General features: G+C 43.9%; 9 protein-coding genes. 6 read left to right on the top strand and 3 right to left on the bottom strand.

Annotation, left to right across the window (positions count from 1 at the left end):
- Positions 1–31: 31 nt before the first annotated feature.
- Complete coding sequence (gene sbcB, locus ACYTPF_RS01745) at positions 32–1,462, bottom strand: exodeoxyribonuclease I (protein WP_461850980.1); 1,431 nt, start codon at positions 1,460–1,462, stop codon at positions 32–34.
- Positions 1,463–1,694: 232 nt separating this feature from the next.
- Between sbcB and ACYTPF_RS01740 the strand changes: the two genes are divergently transcribed.
- From ACYTPF_RS01740 to ACYTPF_RS01730, 3 genes are all read left to right on the top strand, one after another.
- Complete coding sequence (locus tag ACYTPF_RS01740; RefSeq protein WP_461850979.1) at positions 1,695–5,453, top strand: ATP-binding protein; 3,759 nt, start codon at positions 1,695–1,697, stop codon at positions 5,451–5,453.
- Positions 5,454–5,577: 124 nt separating this feature from the next.
- Complete coding sequence (locus ACYTPF_RS01735; RefSeq protein ID WP_461850978.1) at positions 5,578–6,642, top strand: isoaspartyl peptidase/L-asparaginase family protein; 1,065 nt, start codon at positions 5,578–5,580, stop codon at positions 6,640–6,642.
- Positions 6,643–6,821: 179 nt separating this feature from the next.
- Positions 6,822–7,241 (top strand): CBS domain-containing protein, encoded by a 420-nt coding sequence (locus ACYTPF_RS01730; protein WP_025254932.1) that lies wholly within the window; start codon positions 6,822–6,824, stop codon positions 7,239–7,241.
- A gap of 166 nt (positions 7,242–7,407) precedes the next feature.
- Here the strand turns inward: ACYTPF_RS01730 and ACYTPF_RS01725 are convergent, their stop codons facing one another.
- Positions 7,408–9,807, bottom strand: coding sequence for a phytase (locus tag ACYTPF_RS01725; RefSeq protein ID WP_461850977.1), 2,400 nt, complete (start codon positions 9,805–9,807; stop codon positions 7,408–7,410).
- A gap of 141 nt (positions 9,808–9,948) precedes the next feature.
- Positions 9,949–12,654, bottom strand: coding sequence for a TonB-dependent receptor (locus tag ACYTPF_RS01720; RefSeq protein ID WP_461850976.1), 2,706 nt, complete (start codon positions 12,652–12,654; stop codon positions 9,949–9,951).
- Positions 12,655–13,018: 364 nt separating this feature from the next.
- Between ACYTPF_RS01720 and ACYTPF_RS01715 the strand changes: the two genes are divergently transcribed.
- The 3 genes from ACYTPF_RS01715 to ACYTPF_RS01705 all read left to right on the top strand — a co-directional run bounded on the left by ACYTPF_RS01715 (position 13,019) and on the right by ACYTPF_RS01705 (position 16,869).
- Entirely contained in the window at positions 13,019–13,930 is a 912-nt protein-coding gene (locus ACYTPF_RS01715) for a diguanylate cyclase domain-containing protein (protein ID WP_461850975.1), read from the top strand.
- A 48-nt stretch (positions 13,931–13,978) separates the two neighbouring features.
- Complete coding sequence (locus ACYTPF_RS01710; protein WP_461850974.1) at positions 13,979–15,265, top strand: AraC family transcriptional regulator ligand-binding domain-containing protein; 1,287 nt, start codon at positions 13,979–13,981, stop codon at positions 15,263–15,265.
- A gap of 257 nt (positions 15,266–15,522) precedes the next feature.
- Positions 15,523–16,869 carry a Na+/H+ antiporter NhaC family protein gene (locus ACYTPF_RS01705; RefSeq protein WP_461850973.1) on the top strand — a complete coding sequence of 449 codons (1,347 nt, stop codon included), beginning with the start codon at positions 15,523–15,525 and terminating at the stop codon, positions 16,867–16,869.
- Positions 16,870–16,913: the final 44 nt, after the last annotated feature.

Below are 16,913 nucleotides of genomic sequence, written 5' to 3'. Positions count from 1 at the left end.
ATCATTAATTTATGATGTTATAAAACCTCCGTCAAAGGTTTTTAGCATACTGATACAGGGCGCGCAGTATGGCCTGCTTGTCAGGGTTGTCACTGTGCTCGTGGGCTAACGCCTCAAGCCTCATCATATAGTTTTCTAATGTAATTGAGCCGTCAAACGCGGGATCTGTTAGCCGAGCCTGACGGTGATACTGCCACTTCGTCATCTCATCAGCGGTAAGTGTATTAGGGTAGTTGCGCGCACGATAACGAAACAACTGTTTGCGCAAGCCTTCATGCTGGGTTTCATCGCTTAAGGTGGCAAGGTCGTCAGGGGCTGCATCAATAACACGCTCGCACCAACGTCTATCTTCGTCATTTAAGAAACCACCGCTGTACAGGGCATGGTCTACGTCATGCTCTGTACTGTCGCGTTCTTCGTCATACACATCCACAAGCTTAGCAGCAAGATCCTTGGTGTTTGCGAGTGTTTTATAATTGTCTAGGCAGCGCTCTCTATCAAGACCTAATCTAGCGGCATTTTCCTCAGTCATCGCTTTGGCTGTGGTAATAAAAGGAGAGCGATTAATGTGGATAAGTTTAAGACCAGGTCGTTCTTTAGTATCTGAATACGTATCCGCTGGCGCGTAAAGTGCCTGTCTTATCTCTTCGGCTGTGTCGTTTAACACGCTGTCTATATCATGGGATAAATCTATCGCTATAAACGCATTAGAATTGGTTGGGTGTTTAGCAATCGGCATTACCCACGTGCAACATCCCTGAGAGGCCGGTAATTTAGAGGATATATGCAAGAGTACCGATGGTTTGCTTAAGTCAATTTGCTGCATAACCGTATGTTTATTGCGAAGCGACAATGCATACTCAAATAAACGAGGCTGCTTTTCTTTTATAAGCTTTGCCAAAGCAATGGTTGCGTAGACATCGCTTAGCGCATCGTGTGCATTTTCGTGGCCAATGTTATTAGCTGCAGTGAGCGATTCTAATTTGAAGCTAGGCGTACCATCTTCTCGTTCTGGCCAATTGATTCCTTCCGGTCTAAGCGCATAACACGCTCTTGCTAAATCAATAATATCCCAGCGGCTATTCCCGTTTCTCCATTCCCGAGAATAGGGATCGTAAAAATTGCGGTAAAACAGATAGCGCGACACTTCATCGTCAAAGCGAATGCTGTTAAATCCTACACTGCAGGTGTTTGGTGTAGACATCTCTTGGTAAATTCGCGCTGCAAAATCCGCTTCGTTTGACCCATCTCTTATGGTTTGCTGTGGCGTAATGCCAGTAACCAAACATGCCTCTGGGTGAGGTAGATAATCATTAGCAATGGCGCTCATAATGTTGATGGGCTTTCCAACAACATTTAAATCCATATCTGTTCTGACTGCGGCAAATTGGCAGGGAAGATCTTTTTGTGGGCTGGTGCCAAATGTTTCAAAATCGTGCCACAAAAATGTAGGTGCGTGCATAACCACCATTGCTTATTAGTAAAACCTTGCACGCAGTGTACACCGCGACAATTTTAATACCAAATGCTGTTGGTTTTGTGCCCAATAATTAAGACATTCGAAATGCTATAGTGGCGTTGTAACTAACGGTTTTGTCGTTTGTTTTTATATAAGATTTTTAGACTATAAACTTGCGCAACAAAACATCTCTGACTAGCTTTAGGTTATTACAAGTTATACGGAAATTATTGGCTTGTCGGTCCTACCATCTAAACCTGCGTTTAACGAAGCTAAAAGTACTTTTATATTGGCTGTTGTGCTTGCTACCTTGCTGATTGTGTTGGTTGTTAGTTTGTTTGAAAGCAACATAAAAGCGACGGCGGAAAGTCAGGCCTATCAGGCTTTAGAGAAAAGCGCCTTAAGCGTGGAAAATGTCGCCGAAACGCAGCTAATTAAATATCTCAACGCCCTTAACTTTTTGCACCAAACGCCGCCCATAAGCGGAATAGTTAGAGCCACGCAGAACAATAAGTTAGATCCTAAAGATGGCACTACGCTTGACCAGTGGAAGCATCGCTTAGAAACTATATTTGTTGCTTTTATCGAAAATAACACAGAAATCGATCAGTTGAGGGTCATTAAGGCAGACGAAGAGGGGAAAGAATTCTTAAGGGTCGAGCGCAAAGGTGGGAGTGTTTTAATAGCCAGCAGTACTGATCTACAGGCGAAAGCAACACGAAATTATTTCATTGAAAGCGTTAAAAGTAATAAAGGTCAATTTTACATTTCCGATATCAACTTGAATCGGGAATATGGGAAACTAGAATACCCCTACAAGAGCGTCATTCGGCTTTCTTTACCCATCTTCAGTGAAAGTGGCGAGCGCTACGGATTTCTAATCATGAACGTCAACGCACAATATCTGCTTTCTCAGATGACCAAAACTTTAACTAGCAACCAGTCGCTCTACGTTACTGACCGAGATGGATATTTTGTAGTACATCCCGATAGCCAAAAATCTTTTTCAAAAGACTTAAACCCTTCTGTAACATGGCAAAGCGAATTCTCAGTATCTCAATTCAACGGTCGGAACAAGATTACGCCTAGAAATGAAAATCAGAGCGTACATTACGCTGTTTCTAGGGCGTTCACACTAGGTGCCAAAGAACAGGGCACAGGCTTTTACCTACACATACTTCTACCGCAAACCCAAGTGAGTGCGTTGATAAACGAAAAACGTCTGAGCGTTTACAGCGTGATTAGCGTCATCTCGATTATCTTTGTAAGCATTCTGCTTTTTGTATATCGCAGTAATAAAAAGAATATTGAATTAGCCAAAGTGCGCGGTGAATCAGTCGCTATTGTCGATATTTCAAAAGATACCATTTTTAGTGTGGACTCCACCGGAATTGTCAAAAGCTGGAACAAAGCGGCGGAGTCACTTTTTGGGATCCCTTCCCAAATAATCATCAATCATCATTATTCGTCTTTTGCGCCATTATCACTGCTGGGGCTAGAGGATGTGCTCGTTGAAGGTGGTAAGCAAGTCACCTTTACCAAGCCTTATGTAGATGATGATAAAAAAGAGCATTCGCTGTTGATTACCGCGTCAACAATATGGGGAGAGCATTCACAGTTTTCTGGTGTTGCCGTAGTAATTAGAGACGTTACAGAGGAACAAAAAGCAAAAGACGCTATTGAACGAGTTAACTTAAAGCTTGAAGAAAAAGTGGTAAGCAGAACAAAAGAGTTGGTAGAGGCCACGCAAGAAGCGCGTAAAGCAAGCAAGGTAAAGAGTTCGTTTATTTCTAATATTAGTCATGAAATGCGCACCCCCCTCAATGGGGTAGTTGGTTCTTTAGCTTTATTAAAACGCCAACCGCTTAACGAAAAGGCAGAGCAGTTAGTTTCCATGATGGAAATCAGCTGTAATAACTTAAACGTGCTTATAAACGATGTACTAGACCTTTCAAAGATAGAGGCGGGCAAGCTGGATATTAACCAGCAAAATTTCGAACTACTCTCTCTTATTGAGTCTATTGCTAAAGTGTTCGCTATAAAGGCGGCAGGTAAAGGGCTAGAGTTACTGGTTGATACCTCAGAGATACCATCGATAGAAGTTAACTCAGATCCTCACAGAATTAACCAAGTATTAAGTAATCTACTAAACAATGCGATAAAGTTTACTAAAACAGGGCACGTCAAATTAAAACTGTTTTTAAGCGAACCGGTGTCCGACGTTCAAAAGTTACATTTTAGTGTTGAAGATACAGGTGTTGGTATATCAAAAGAAAATCAGCCCAAGCTTTTTTCTGCCTTCACGCAGGCTGACGCCTCTGTGGCAACAAAATACGGCGGTACAGGACTGGGATTATCTATCTGCAAGCAGTTGTGCCAATTATTAGGTGGGGACATTACCTTCGAGTCGGAATTAGGAAAGGGAAGTAAGTTTTCGTTTTACATTTCACTTCCCGATACTAGATCGGGCAAGTCAGCAGATTCCGACCAAATTAATGAAGACGAGAAGGCACTTCTTAGTAAGGTTAACGTTGGCGTTTCATCTGCTTATTTACCGCTGCAAGCGCACATATGTAAACTTGCTGAGTATGTAGGGGCTACTCCACAAGTCTTAAATGGCCCTGCTAGCGCTATTCAATGGAAAGATTACGACGTTCTTTTACTTGATGAATCCAGCACATTAATTGGTGAAATTGACAGAGAGTGGGAACGAAGTGAAAAAGGCGGAAAGGCTAGCACAATGCCCGTTGTCTATATTCTGCAAAAGCTAGAAGGGGCACCCTATGAGTTTACGCATTTAACGCCCTTGTATTTACCCAAACCCCTTTTCCGCTCTACGTTTGAAACGGTAAAGCAAGGTGTAGATGCTGTTAAATACAGTGGTTTGATTAAAAAAGTCACTACTGAAGACAGCCATAGTAGTACACCAGAAGTCGAAAATAAGGCAGAAGAGCAAGTTAAATCACATTTTTCAATTGAAAATACGCATCTGCTTATCGTTGACGACAACATGATAAACAGGGAAGTGGCTAAGGGCGTTCTAGAGTGCTTACCTTGTAAATTATATACCTGCGCAGACGGCGAAGAAGTGGTTGCTTTTCTGCGTAAATGCGATGAGAAAGGTCGTCGAATTCACAGTATCTTAATGGATTGCCAAATGCCTAAAATGAATGGTTACGAGGCAACCCGTGCTATTCGAGAGGGAAAAGCTGGTGCAATGCATGCCGATGTTCCCATTATAGCGATGACGGCAAACGCTATGCTAGGCGAAAAAGAAAAGTGCCTAGAAGCAGGTATGGACGACTTTGCTACTAAACCGATTATTGCAGATGTGCTTATTCCTAAAGTCAGGCAGTGGTTGGTAAATCAAGTTACCAAATTAGCAGGTACCGCGCTTGAAATTTCAGAAGTTGGTACTCAAAGCGCTGAGGGCACCAACACTTCTCTTTCAGAACCTGTAAATAAAACGAGTAATAGTGCGTCGGCGCCTCCCTTAGTAGACAGCCTGCTTGGTGCTATTGATAGAGACCTTGGACAAAGTGCTGAGTCTATGAACGTTACAAACGAATCACAGGAAAGCACTGATGCTCCTGTTCGTTCTGAGCCTAGTGACGAATTAGGTACGCCGGAAAGTATTTCTAACGAGCAAACGGATACAATAAGTAATGACTGTTGGGAAAAAGAGGATGCTATAGCTCGCATTATGGGAGATAAAGCGTTGTTCTCGCGGGTTTGTGAGCTTTATTCTCAAAGCGCACCAGAAAAATTTAAACTTTTAGAAAGGGCCGCTGAAGAACAAGACTTTTCACAGGTACAAGTCCTTTCTCTTAAACTCAAAGGGATGTCTGCAGATATAGGTGCCGTTCAATTGCAAAAAGATTTTGAAACACTTTGGGAGTTATCAAAGGTAGCCGATTGGGTGAAAGTAAAGGCGTTGCTTCCATCTATCGGCGACGATCTCAATACATTCTTAGAACTTCTTGAAGTAGCCTAGATTATCATCTTTTAGTGTGTCATCTTAATTCGCTATAAATACGATAATCACATCGCTCGTTTGTGTTGGTTTCATCTGCCACGAAAACAAGCGGTGTTTTATAACTTTTTAAGGAGTGAACCGTTTGAACCTTTCTCGCATTTTTCGCCAGTCCAATAAAGTTCGACATACGCTATGTGTAATCAGCGCTTTAGCAGCTTCGCTAGCGATTGTTAGTACTAACGCATCAGCGGCTGATGCTCACCAAGAAAGTACACAGGTTGCCATCGCCATTCACGGCGGAGCTGGCACTATTTTAAAGTCTTCGATGACGGCTGAAAAAGAGGCCGCTTATAAAAAGGTATTAACCCAAGCAGTAAAGCACGGTTATGCCTTGCTGCAAGACGGCGCAAAAGGTGAAGTGGCGGTGGTTGAAACCATTAAAATTCTTGAAAGCTCACCTTTGTTCAACGCTGGCATTGGTGCCGTGTATACCTTTGACGGAGAGCATGAACTCGACGCGTCTATCATGCATGGCGGAAGTAAAAACGCAGGTGCTGTTGCAGGTGTTAAGACAATCAGAAGTCCAATAGAGGCGGCACTACTTGTAATGAACGAATCCCCCCATGTCATGCTTTCTGGCACAGGCGCCGAACAATACGCAAAACAAAACGGTCTTGAGCAAGTGGATAACTCGGTTTTTGATACTGAGTTTCGCAAGCAGGCTTTAGATAAAGCGAAAGCCCGTATGGAACAAGCTTCAAATGGGTATGGTACACAGCAGGGTAACGAGCGCTTTGGAACCGTAGGCGCGGTGGTATTAGATGGCGAGGGCAACATTGTCGCCGGAACATCAACGGGTGGAATGACGGCGAAACGATTTGGGCGCATCGGCGACTCCCCCGTTATTGGTGCAGGTACCTATGCCGATAATGCAAGCTGCGCCGTATCGGCTACCGGACATGGCGAATACTTTATCCGATACAATGTAGCAGCAGATATTTGTGCGCGAATGAGGTATCAAGGGTTAACACTAAACGACGCAGCTAATACCGTGGTTAATGATGTACTCGTAAAGGCTGGTGGTGATGGTGGCGTAATAGCCATCGACGGGAAAGGCAATATCGCGATGCCTTTTAATTCAGCGGGTATGTACCGTGCGAGCATCGACATAAATGGCGAAGTAACCGTGGCTATTTATAAAGACTAAATACCAGAAAATGGTTGTTATTTTAATGTTAATTTTGCTGGCTTGTCTCCTATGAAACGTCTAATCTTTAAGTGTGAGGGAAAATTGCTTTCACAAGTGGTTAATAATAATTGAAGTGCCGTAACGCCCAATAAGTCGCAGTATCGGTCACATTAGGCGCCACGGCTGGAGAATCGAAAATGGAATCGTTGCAAGTCAGTGATTATATGAATACTCACCCAGTCAAACTTAATGTCGATATGCCAGTAGCGCAGGCTGTTGAAGTGCTATTGGCCAGTGGGCAAAGTGGTGGGCCTGTGCTCGATGTAAAGGGAAAAGTGGTGGGCTTTTTATCGGAGCAGGATTGTATCGCTCAAATGATTGCTTCTAGCTACTATCGCGAGCAAATTTGTAGGGTAGGGGAAATCATGAAAACGCCGGTGGTTTCAGTTAAGCCTTACATGTCAGTGATAGAGTTAGCGCAATTACTGCTTAAGGAGAAGCCGCGGGTTTACCCGGTAGTAGATGATGATGGTGTGCTTCTAGGCTCAATTAACCGAACGGCCGTGCTTCGCGCTATTGACGTTCAATTAAATGATGGGTATCAGCGAGCGGGTTAGTTGATTTTAAAGCGCTGGAACTTATTATTGCGCTGCTTTATAACGGTTGCTGCAAATTCACTTTTGTTAGAAAAGCAGTGTATTGTAAAAAGAGGCGTTAACGTGCTTAACGCCTTTTTTTGATTTCTGTATTTACGAATCTTATTTGTTATATAACTACGCAAATCTAATGGTTTCTTTTAACCAGTTTTCTTATTGAATATTTTAGCGATGTGCCAGTCACTAACTTGAAGTTTTGTGTTTGGCTTGGCATAACGTTTCGGCCATCTTGTACTACCCAAAGTCCCTCAGAGAACGTTCCTCCAAGATTAGCATTGGTTACATCAAGCCCGTCTGTTTCCGATGCGCCGTCTATTCTTTTCATCTTGTTTGCAACGATCTGAATGAGACCAATAAGTTTAAGTGCGCTAGGTTTGTTGTTGTGAATTTGATAGATAGCGTAACTGTCATTGCCTTGACTTGAGGCAATAAGATAGGTTTGGCTGTCCATTTCGAAAAGTGCCAGCCCTTCAACATCTGCTTCTACAGGCGCGGCTATTTCAACTATAAAGCGAGGCTCTTCATTGTTTTTGCTTACATTCAAGGCCCAGATCCCAGCACCTTCTTCCCCCAGGTAGGCAGTGTTTGTCTTGGTATTTACCACACACCCTTCAGGTTGAGAAGGTAGCGAAAAAGACTGTGTTAAGCGCCCATTGATGGTTTTGGCTGTATCAAAAGATAGGTGATATCGTTCAAAGCGTCCGCTGGTATCGTTTGCAAATACTTGAGCTTTGCCATCTGAAACAAACATACACAGGCCATAGATATCACCAAGCGTAGTGCTAATATCACCAAGGTGAGCCATGTCTCCAAGTTTATCAATCTCAAATACTGACAAACTGTTGTTTGAACGGTTTGATGCTACTGCTATGTCAATCGTCGGCGCATCGCTTTTGCGAGCTTGGCTTTGTTCGACAAATACATTGTACCCCACGTCAACGTTATTCACTCTGCCAACAGGTAAGCTTTGCAAAAGCTTACCTGATAGGTCGTAGCTATTGAGTGCCCCTTTTTTGTCGGTACCGAGAACGCGACTTTGTTGCGGTGCGAGTGAATTAACCCAAATGGCAGGGTCGTCAGCGGCATCACCATAATTTTCTACCGAGTCAGTTTCTATTTCAGGCTTAACACTGACTGTCCCGTATTTACTTTTCGACGTTACCGCTGCTGTGCTGCTACCTTTTGTAATGGTGCTTTTGGTGTGGGTGTCTTTGGTAGTGTCTCCGGTACTAGCTTCTGCCTGGCCAGAATCGCACTGACTATTCAGTAATGCGTGGCTTAATGCTGGTGATAGTTCCGTGTGAAAAAAGTCCCCTGATTGGTCATCATCAACAATAAGAGAAATGCTTCTTGCACTGCTATCTAGCGATAAATGAACGTATTCGGGCTGAATAAAGGTAGCTTTACCGTCTGCATTATCTACTTCAAATGCTGGGTTGCCATCTCCTGCATCATAAACAAGCGAGACAAACTGCGTCAGGCAAGGGGTTTGTAACCATACACCACTAGCATCTGGGCTAACCCAAGCAGAGACACCCACGCTATCTCGCGTCGATATTGAGGGTAGAGCCCTTACAGAGACACCCACGTTATCTTGTATTGAGATTGGGGGCATTGGGGGGAGGGTGGCTACACCTTCAACAGCAACATCTCGCTCATGGAAGATTAGATCTTTCGCTAGCCCACTTTCAATATTGGTATCTAGCTGCCATACGCCGGCATATTCGTCGGCTAGATATAAGGTTTCAGTATGGGTATTCAGGGCGCAGCTTTTAATGCCCGGCCCTATCGCAAAGTCACGAAGCGACAAAAAACTTCCGTTATGAACTTCATACTGATTTAGTGTGCCAGTAGCATCAATGTTGATGACTTGTAGTTCACCATTAGCCGATGTTGCAGCGCAAATAGCTTCAGAGCCCTTGGTTGGTTGGCTTATTTGTTGACGAATTTCAAGGGCCTCTGGAGCGATGCGATACACTTCAATGTGTTGAGTGTCGTTGTTAAACATTACCAAAGACACCCATTGCTTCGTTTTATGCAATACAACTTCAGCATTTACTAGGCTGTAATTTCCCGCAATGAATTTTTCCTTTCCCGCCGAATTGCTTAACGAGACACCCTTGTATTCATTCACGTTGATATAGATAACGTGGGTGTCTTCGTTAGTGTTTTTAGGTTGGGTGTCTTTGCTGTTGTTTACATGGGTGTCATCGTAAGCATCCTTGCTCTTGTTTGCATGGGTGTCTGCGTAAGCAAACTGCTGGGTATTAGCATGGGTGTCTTTACTAATGTTGCTTTTGTAGGGAAGTGTGACACTAAAACCGCTTTCGAGTTTTGTAAGCGGTAATACTATTTCTTGGGCATCGGTTTTTTTTGACTGTTGGTTATCATCCGTAGATTTATTCGCTGTGGTGCTAGTTGCAGTGTTAGCGGCTGCGCAACTAAATAACGCTAAACATGCGCTTGAAATCGCCGCTGCTCTACCTAAAGCCATAAAAGAGTGTTGAGTGTGACGCTTTTGGGTCATTGTTGTTATTGTCCTGAAACTTTCTGAGTGTAAGCACATGCTTAGCCGAAGGAGTAAAGCATGGCCTGGAAGAACTAAATGGGGAGGTCACAAACAAATGGACCTTCCCCTTACTATTAGACTGGCTATCGATAAACGTACTTAGTTAAGCTGCCAAGTAAAGCCAAGCTCAAAGGTGCGCCCGTACTCTTCATACTGTGCATTTTGGCTGCGCGTATCAAAATAGTTGTAGAAGGGTTCGTCACCCAAGTTGATGCCATTGAAATAGACCTGCATGCTATTGTTAATGTAGTAGCGTGCCATGAAATCAACCTGAATGTGGTCGTCTTCGAATCTCAACATGTCGCCATCAATTTCTTCGAAATTGTCACTCTTATAGGTGGTAGCTAAACGCACGCTGAAGTCATTGGCTTCGTATCCAATGGTTAAGTTGCCAATGCGGTCTGACTGGTTCGGTAATTGAGTTTCAAATTTCTCGCCGTCTAAGAAAGTTGTCGCTTCTGAGTTGGTAAAGGTAGCGTTGGCAGAAACAATAAAGCCGTTATTGAAAGCTTTTACCCAAGAAAGTTCTAAGCCGGTCAAATCAGCAGAATCACCATTTATTGGCTGTATGACCTCTTCAAAACCTTCCCAGCCGGTGGTGCCAGCTACGTCAGCGTACACAACAAAGTTGTCGATATTCTTGTAGAACAGCCCAGCTGACATTACACCAATATCGCCTGGATAGTATTCAATCGATAAGTCGAGGTTTTGTGCTTCATACGGCTGAAGCTTAGGGTTGCCAACTTCGGCTGCGCGTTCAGTGACAAATACGCCATCGTCTTCTTCTGTTTTGCTCTCAATGATTTGGAATGCCGCTACGTCTTCAAACTTAGGTCTTGAAATAGTTTGCGTGTAAGCGGCGCGAAGCTGGAGTTTTTCTGAAAATGTATACCTAGCGTTCACGCTGGGTAACCAATGGTCATAGTCGCGCTCCGCATTCCATGGTGTATTAACCACTTCTTCAACGTCGGTTTCTTCGTTTTCTACTAGCTCTACTCGCATACCTGATGTAGAAAAGTCAGTGCGCTCATAGCGAACACCCGCAACTAGGTGGAGTTTATCAATGTCTACGCTACCCATGACATAGGCGGCAAAAATATCCTCTTCATTAATATAAGTGGCGCCGCGAGACTCCACTTCAGAATTTAGACTGTCTAATTCTAGGCTACTGCGGTTGTCGTTAAAGTAACTGCGCATTTCACTGCGATTAAGCCCTGGCCCAAAGTCATCGAGTGAATAATCTGGACTTACAGCGCCAAACTGAGAAGCATCTAACTCGTCAAAATCACCGTCGAAAATCGCTATGCTGCTGTCTCGGTCTTTTTCTCGGCTACGATATTTAGAGCCCATTTTTAATTCGCCAATATAACCACCAAGATTAAGAGGGCGTGCTACATCAAATTTAATACTGGTTTCAGTGTCTTTGGTATAGTTGTCTTCAAAGCTTATCTCATCTACCTCGTAGGTTGATAAGTCCATGGCATCAGCGTTCTGTGAAACAGTAGGGCGCATTGTATTTAGGTCGGCGTCAATACTGTCATTTTCAGTTTTAAAAACGTAATACAGGGCATCAGGTTCATCTTCATCAGATTTCGCATAGCCAAGTTGCCAGTTAGCTGTCCAGGTTTTTAATTGATGTTCACCACCTAAGGCCACGGTGAATATACTTTGGCTCTCAAAACGGTCTTTACTTTCTCTTTCTATTTCCGAATCTTCGCCGTCGAACGTAAATATGTTGCCCTGGCGAAATTCATCGTCAGAAAACTCGCTGTAGAGTGTGCGAAGAAAATACTGGTTGTTAAAGTCTGGGCGAAAATCAATATTTAATGCACTACCTAAACGTTCGCGGGTGATGGTGTAATGACGCTGCTCAAGTTCATCTTCACCGTTACTTTCCACGTTGTCTGAACCAAAGTCTCTGTCAAAATACGAGATAGCGCCAGCCACTCCCCATTCTGGTGACAGTTTTTTAGTGAAAGTGCCAGAAAGCTTAGGGCTGGTTTCATCACGCAAATCGTTTTGACTTGCCTGTACCGTCACGCTTGCGGTATCACGCGCTTTATCAAAGGCGCTCACGCTTTTAACGGCTACCGAGCCACCAATAGCGTCGCCATCCATATCCGGGGTTACAGATTTAGAAACTTCCAAGGTTTGAATAAGCTCAGATGGAATTACGTCTAGTGCTACTGAACGTACGCCTGACTCCGGTGAAGGGATATTTAAACCGTTGATAGTCACGTTATTCAGGTTAGGGTCGATACCTCGTATTCCAACGAAACGGCCTTCACCTTGATCTCGCTCGATAGATAAACCGGGTAAGCGTTGCAAAGACTCTGCAGCATTCTGATCTGGAAACTGACCAATGGCATCAGCTGAAACAATGGAAGAAATGCGGTCTGATGCTCTTTGCTGATTAATTGCACTAGCTTGTCCGCTTCGTTGTCCGCGTACCAGTATTTCGTCAATTGTATCGCCGTTTCCAAGCTCAACGGCCGCGCGGGCAATGCCGTTATCAGTCACCTGGATATCTTGTGTGACGGTTTGTTCACCTAGGTAAGAAACCTCTAGTGTGTAAGTACCCTCGGGAATAGATGGAAAGCGAAACGTACCGTCTCTGCCTGCTTCGGTGCTAAGCCCTAATTCGACAATCTTTATTTGTGCGCCGGCATAGCTGCGTGCCTTTGCGGCGTCTTTTACAGAACCGATTATTACGCCATCAGCAGCTGAAACAGGAGAAGCAATGGTGAGACCCAATGCTGTTATACAAGCAAGGGTAAGAGATGAGTACGCGGTTTTAATTTTCATTTATTTTCCAAACAATTAAGCAGTCAAAAGATGTGATAAGCAAGTGGGTAAGTACACTAAAAAGTCTGCGTGACAGTTATATGACGATGTGATGGAAGGGGAGTCTCGATAAACGAAATCGAGACAAAATTTTAGTTTGTTGAGCTAAAATGACCCTGAATTAACCTTCTGAATTAACTTGTTTTATTTTCGCTGTTTATCGTTATCTGCGCACTTTGCCATCAAGGTGTCACATTGATGAGCCAAACTGACCCTCGACAGTTTCAGCAGAATTGGGCAAGACTCTCGTTTTATTTTTAACGCTTTCGCACATAGACATGGTGCGTGAGGTAATTCACCACGAGATATTCTCAAAGAGAGCATTATGTTTACCTTTTCAAACGCAACACAATTTAGACACCACAAGCTTTGGCTGGTATTTACTGCGGGCATAGTGACGCTGGCGGTTTGCTTGGCTTCTATGTTCGGTGATGTCAAAGAAAGCGCTGTAATATCAAACCTAGATATTTTGGGGGAGGGCAGTATCGCTTTTTTAACCTTGGCATGGATGCTTGCTGCCCTTGCCAGTCGTCCTCCTGGAACAGTAACTAGCCTTTTGACGATAGGGCTAGGTTTATTTTTGTTTTCCGTCAGCTTGGACTTTTTAGATGAGTTTTTTCACTACCCCGAAGAGGCTTACTGGATAAGTATGATTGAGTCTTATCCAGCAGCCGTGGGGATGGTGGTGATGACTGCGGCGCTTTATCAATGGCACTTAGAGCAGCGCGCCTTAAATTTGCAATTGCGGCGTAGGGAGTGGGATTTTCGCGATCACGACGCCATCGACCCTATAACACAACTTTACAGAGCAGAGTATTGGAAAGAACAGATTCACAAGCAACAGCGCTCAGGTAAATCAGCCGTTCTAGCCATCATTGATATTAATAATTTCTCTTTGTTTAACCAGAAGCATGGGTACACGGAAGGCGATAGATATCTGCATGACATTGCGCAATTAATAATTATGAATTTACGGCAACAAGATTTAGCTTGTCGTTATGCTGGTGATCGTTTTGCCATTCTAATGCCGGATATTTCGCCCATGCAGGCTGATATTATTCTCAATGATATTAAAGCTAGTATCCAACACCTTGCTTTTAGGCACAGCCAAAATGCGAATGCGATTTACACCACTGCACGTAGCACTCAAGTAACTTTGCTGCCCAACCAGCGACTAGCAACGGTGATTAATAACATGCTCTTGGAACTTGAACGGCCACATGATAGCGCAGCCTAATAAAGGCGTTTTGTGCAAAGTAAAAAAGACGCCTACGGTAAGTAATTTATGGATTTAACACTACCATTAGAAGCACTGCGTGCAGCTGAGGGCAGAGATGCTCACATTGCAGAGGCTGAGCATAACCACCCCCAAAACTCATGTGCTATGGGTGTCTTTGCAACAGGAAATGCTGATGACCTTGGTATGGGTGTCTCTGTAAAAGGAGGTGTCGATGAGATTAGCATGGGTGTCTTTGCTAGTGCTAGTGCTAGTGTGGTGATGTCTGTTCAAGACAAAGCGATTCGTGGGTATTGGTTGGTGCGGGCTGCATTAAATGTGGCGCTATCTAGAGGGGCCAATAAAAATAAGGTGCTGCGAGGCACCGGTATTTTTGATGATGCCTTACAAAGTGATTCGCTACTAAGCATAAAACAGTATTCATTGCTGTTAGGGAATGTGCATGCTCAAACAAAAGGTAGCGATGTTAGCTTTATGCTCGGTGGTGCTTTAGCTTCACAGTGGCAGCACAGTCCTTTGCATGTGTTAGCAGCATGCGAAAATGTCGAAGCACTACTTTTTCACCTCACTCACCATCATATATTCAGGTGGTGTAGCTTACCGCTATGTCAATTTCAGCGTTTTGAAAACGCAAATAACATAGTATTGGTACCGCAGTTAACTGGAGGTAGCAGCAAGCTATCTTTATTCACTATTGAAATGGCATTCGCAAGTATCGTTTCACTGTTAAGAAATGTTACTAATAAGCGAATACGTCTGTCTTTTACTTTTACGGGTAGTCGGCCGAAAAACATCGCTGATTATGAAACCCACCTTGGTCTTAAGTTATCGTTTAACAGTCCCTTTAATAGTATTTGTATTGAAAAAGACGCATTGCTTCAGCCCCTAAACCTGATAAGTAAAGCGGCAGATGTTTGTGAACCACGGGTCCCATCAAGCTATTTAGTAGATAACAGTTTATTACGAAGCAGTGGCACTTCATCAAAAGCAGCGTCTCTGACTACGCTGCAACCATGTCTGTCTTTGCCAGATTTTGTCAGACATTACATCTTCGCATTTAGCGCAGAAAGTGCAAATACTGGGTTACCCGAATTATCACAAAAGTTGGACGTTAGCGTGGCTACCTTGAAGCGAAAATTGAAGGAGTTTGGCGTTAGCTTTCGCACGTTGTCTGAAGAAGTCCAGCGTAATCATGCGGTAATGCTTTTGTCAGTAAATAAAGTTAGCAACGAAGTTGCTGCAAATGCAATGGGCATTAACGACCTAACTAATTTTCGCCGTACCGTAAAACGGCTTACCGGCAAAACTCCCAGCGAACTGCGTGACTCCCAGTGAACTGCAAGACTAGCCCAAAGCTTAAAAACTAAAATAGTAGCTGTAACCATTCAGAAGGGTTAGCTGTTGAGAGGTAAACTTCTTTTCAACGCACTTAAAACCTTTTATCCTTTGCTGCTTTAGCTTCGCACCGCCAAAGACCATGAAGATATGGTCTTGTTGAAGCTTGTTTTACGCATTCGCACCCTTAAGGTGGCTGTTCAGCGTAGCCTTTAAACTGTTGCTGTTACGCAATAAAACCCAAAAGAGAGTTTTCTGTGCACGAAAATAACGACATTGCACCAAATTCTATTATTCCAAACCCACTAGGTTTAACGCCTATTTTGCTTTTTGTGATCCTTGTTGTGGTAACAGGCATCACCACAAATGACATTACCGCAATGCCTATTCTGGTGGCGTTTTTCATTAGTGCCGGGTATGGCTTATGTTTGAACCCCAAAGGCAGGAAAGTTAGCTTTTCCGAAAAGGTGCAAACTTTTTGTAAAGGCGGTGGCGACAAGAACATTATTCTCTTAGTGCTGATATTCCTGCTGGCAGGTGCGTTTTACGCGGTGACCATCGATATTGGTGCACGAGACGCCACGGTCAACATGGCGCTGCAATTTGTGCCTTCTGCACTGATATTGCCGGGCCTGTTTTTAATTTGCTGCTTCATATCATTTTCCATGGGCACGTCAATGGGCACTATTACCGCACTTTCGCCAATCGGAGCCGGTCTTGCCACAAGCTTAGGGCTGCCGGTGGAAATGGCGCTGGGTATTGTCGTGGGGGGCGCTATGTTTGGTGACAACCTTTCGTTTGTTTCAGATACCACCATTGCCGCAACACGAACGCAGGGCGTACAGCTAAAGGACAAATTCAAAGCAAACTTAATGGTTGCTGTGCCAGCATGCATCGTCACTATGGCGTTACTGCTTATGGTTGATGTTGATACTTCAGGAATTGTAGAAGGCGGCAGCTATGATTTTTGGCGCATAGTGCCTTACTTATGCATTATTGCATTTGCGCTAACTGGGTTTAACGTTATCAGCGTACTTGCAGTGGGTATAGCCAGCGCCTGCGTGGTGGGTTTGGTTCAAGGTAGCTTTACGCCACTTTCGATGATGCAGAGCATTCAAAAAGGGATGGGCTGGATGCAGGATTTAGCCATGATTGCCATAACCATAGGCGGCATTGTGGCGCTTATGCACGCAAATGGCGGTATAACATGGTTGATTGAGCGTTTAACTCGCAAAGTTACGTCTAAAAAAGGCGCGGAGTTTAGTATTGCTGGTTTAGTCAGCTTTTTAGATATTACAACGGCCAACAATACTATTGCCATTGTTACCGCAGGCCCTATTGCGAAAGATTTAAACGAAAAATATGGCGTAGACCCACGCCGTACTGCGTCATTACTAGATATCTTTTCGTGTAGCTTCCAGGGCTTGGTCCCCTATGGAGCACAGCTTTTAAGCGCAGCAGCCGTAGTGGGCATTTCGCCATTGGCTATTACACCTTATTGCTGGTACCCCATGCTTATATTCGTATTTGGAGTAGCGGCCATTTGGTTTGGTTTTCCTCGTTTTACAACCCCGCAGGACGATGAATTAACCCAAAGCACTTAAATTCTCGTAACGCTAAACACACTGGCTTTTTAGGGCGGTATCTT

Source organism: Alteromonas sp. HB246098, from assembly GCF_054890645.1.
The sequence above is the reverse complement of the archived record's forward strand: the minus strand, read 5'-3'. Positions and strand labels throughout refer to the sequence as shown.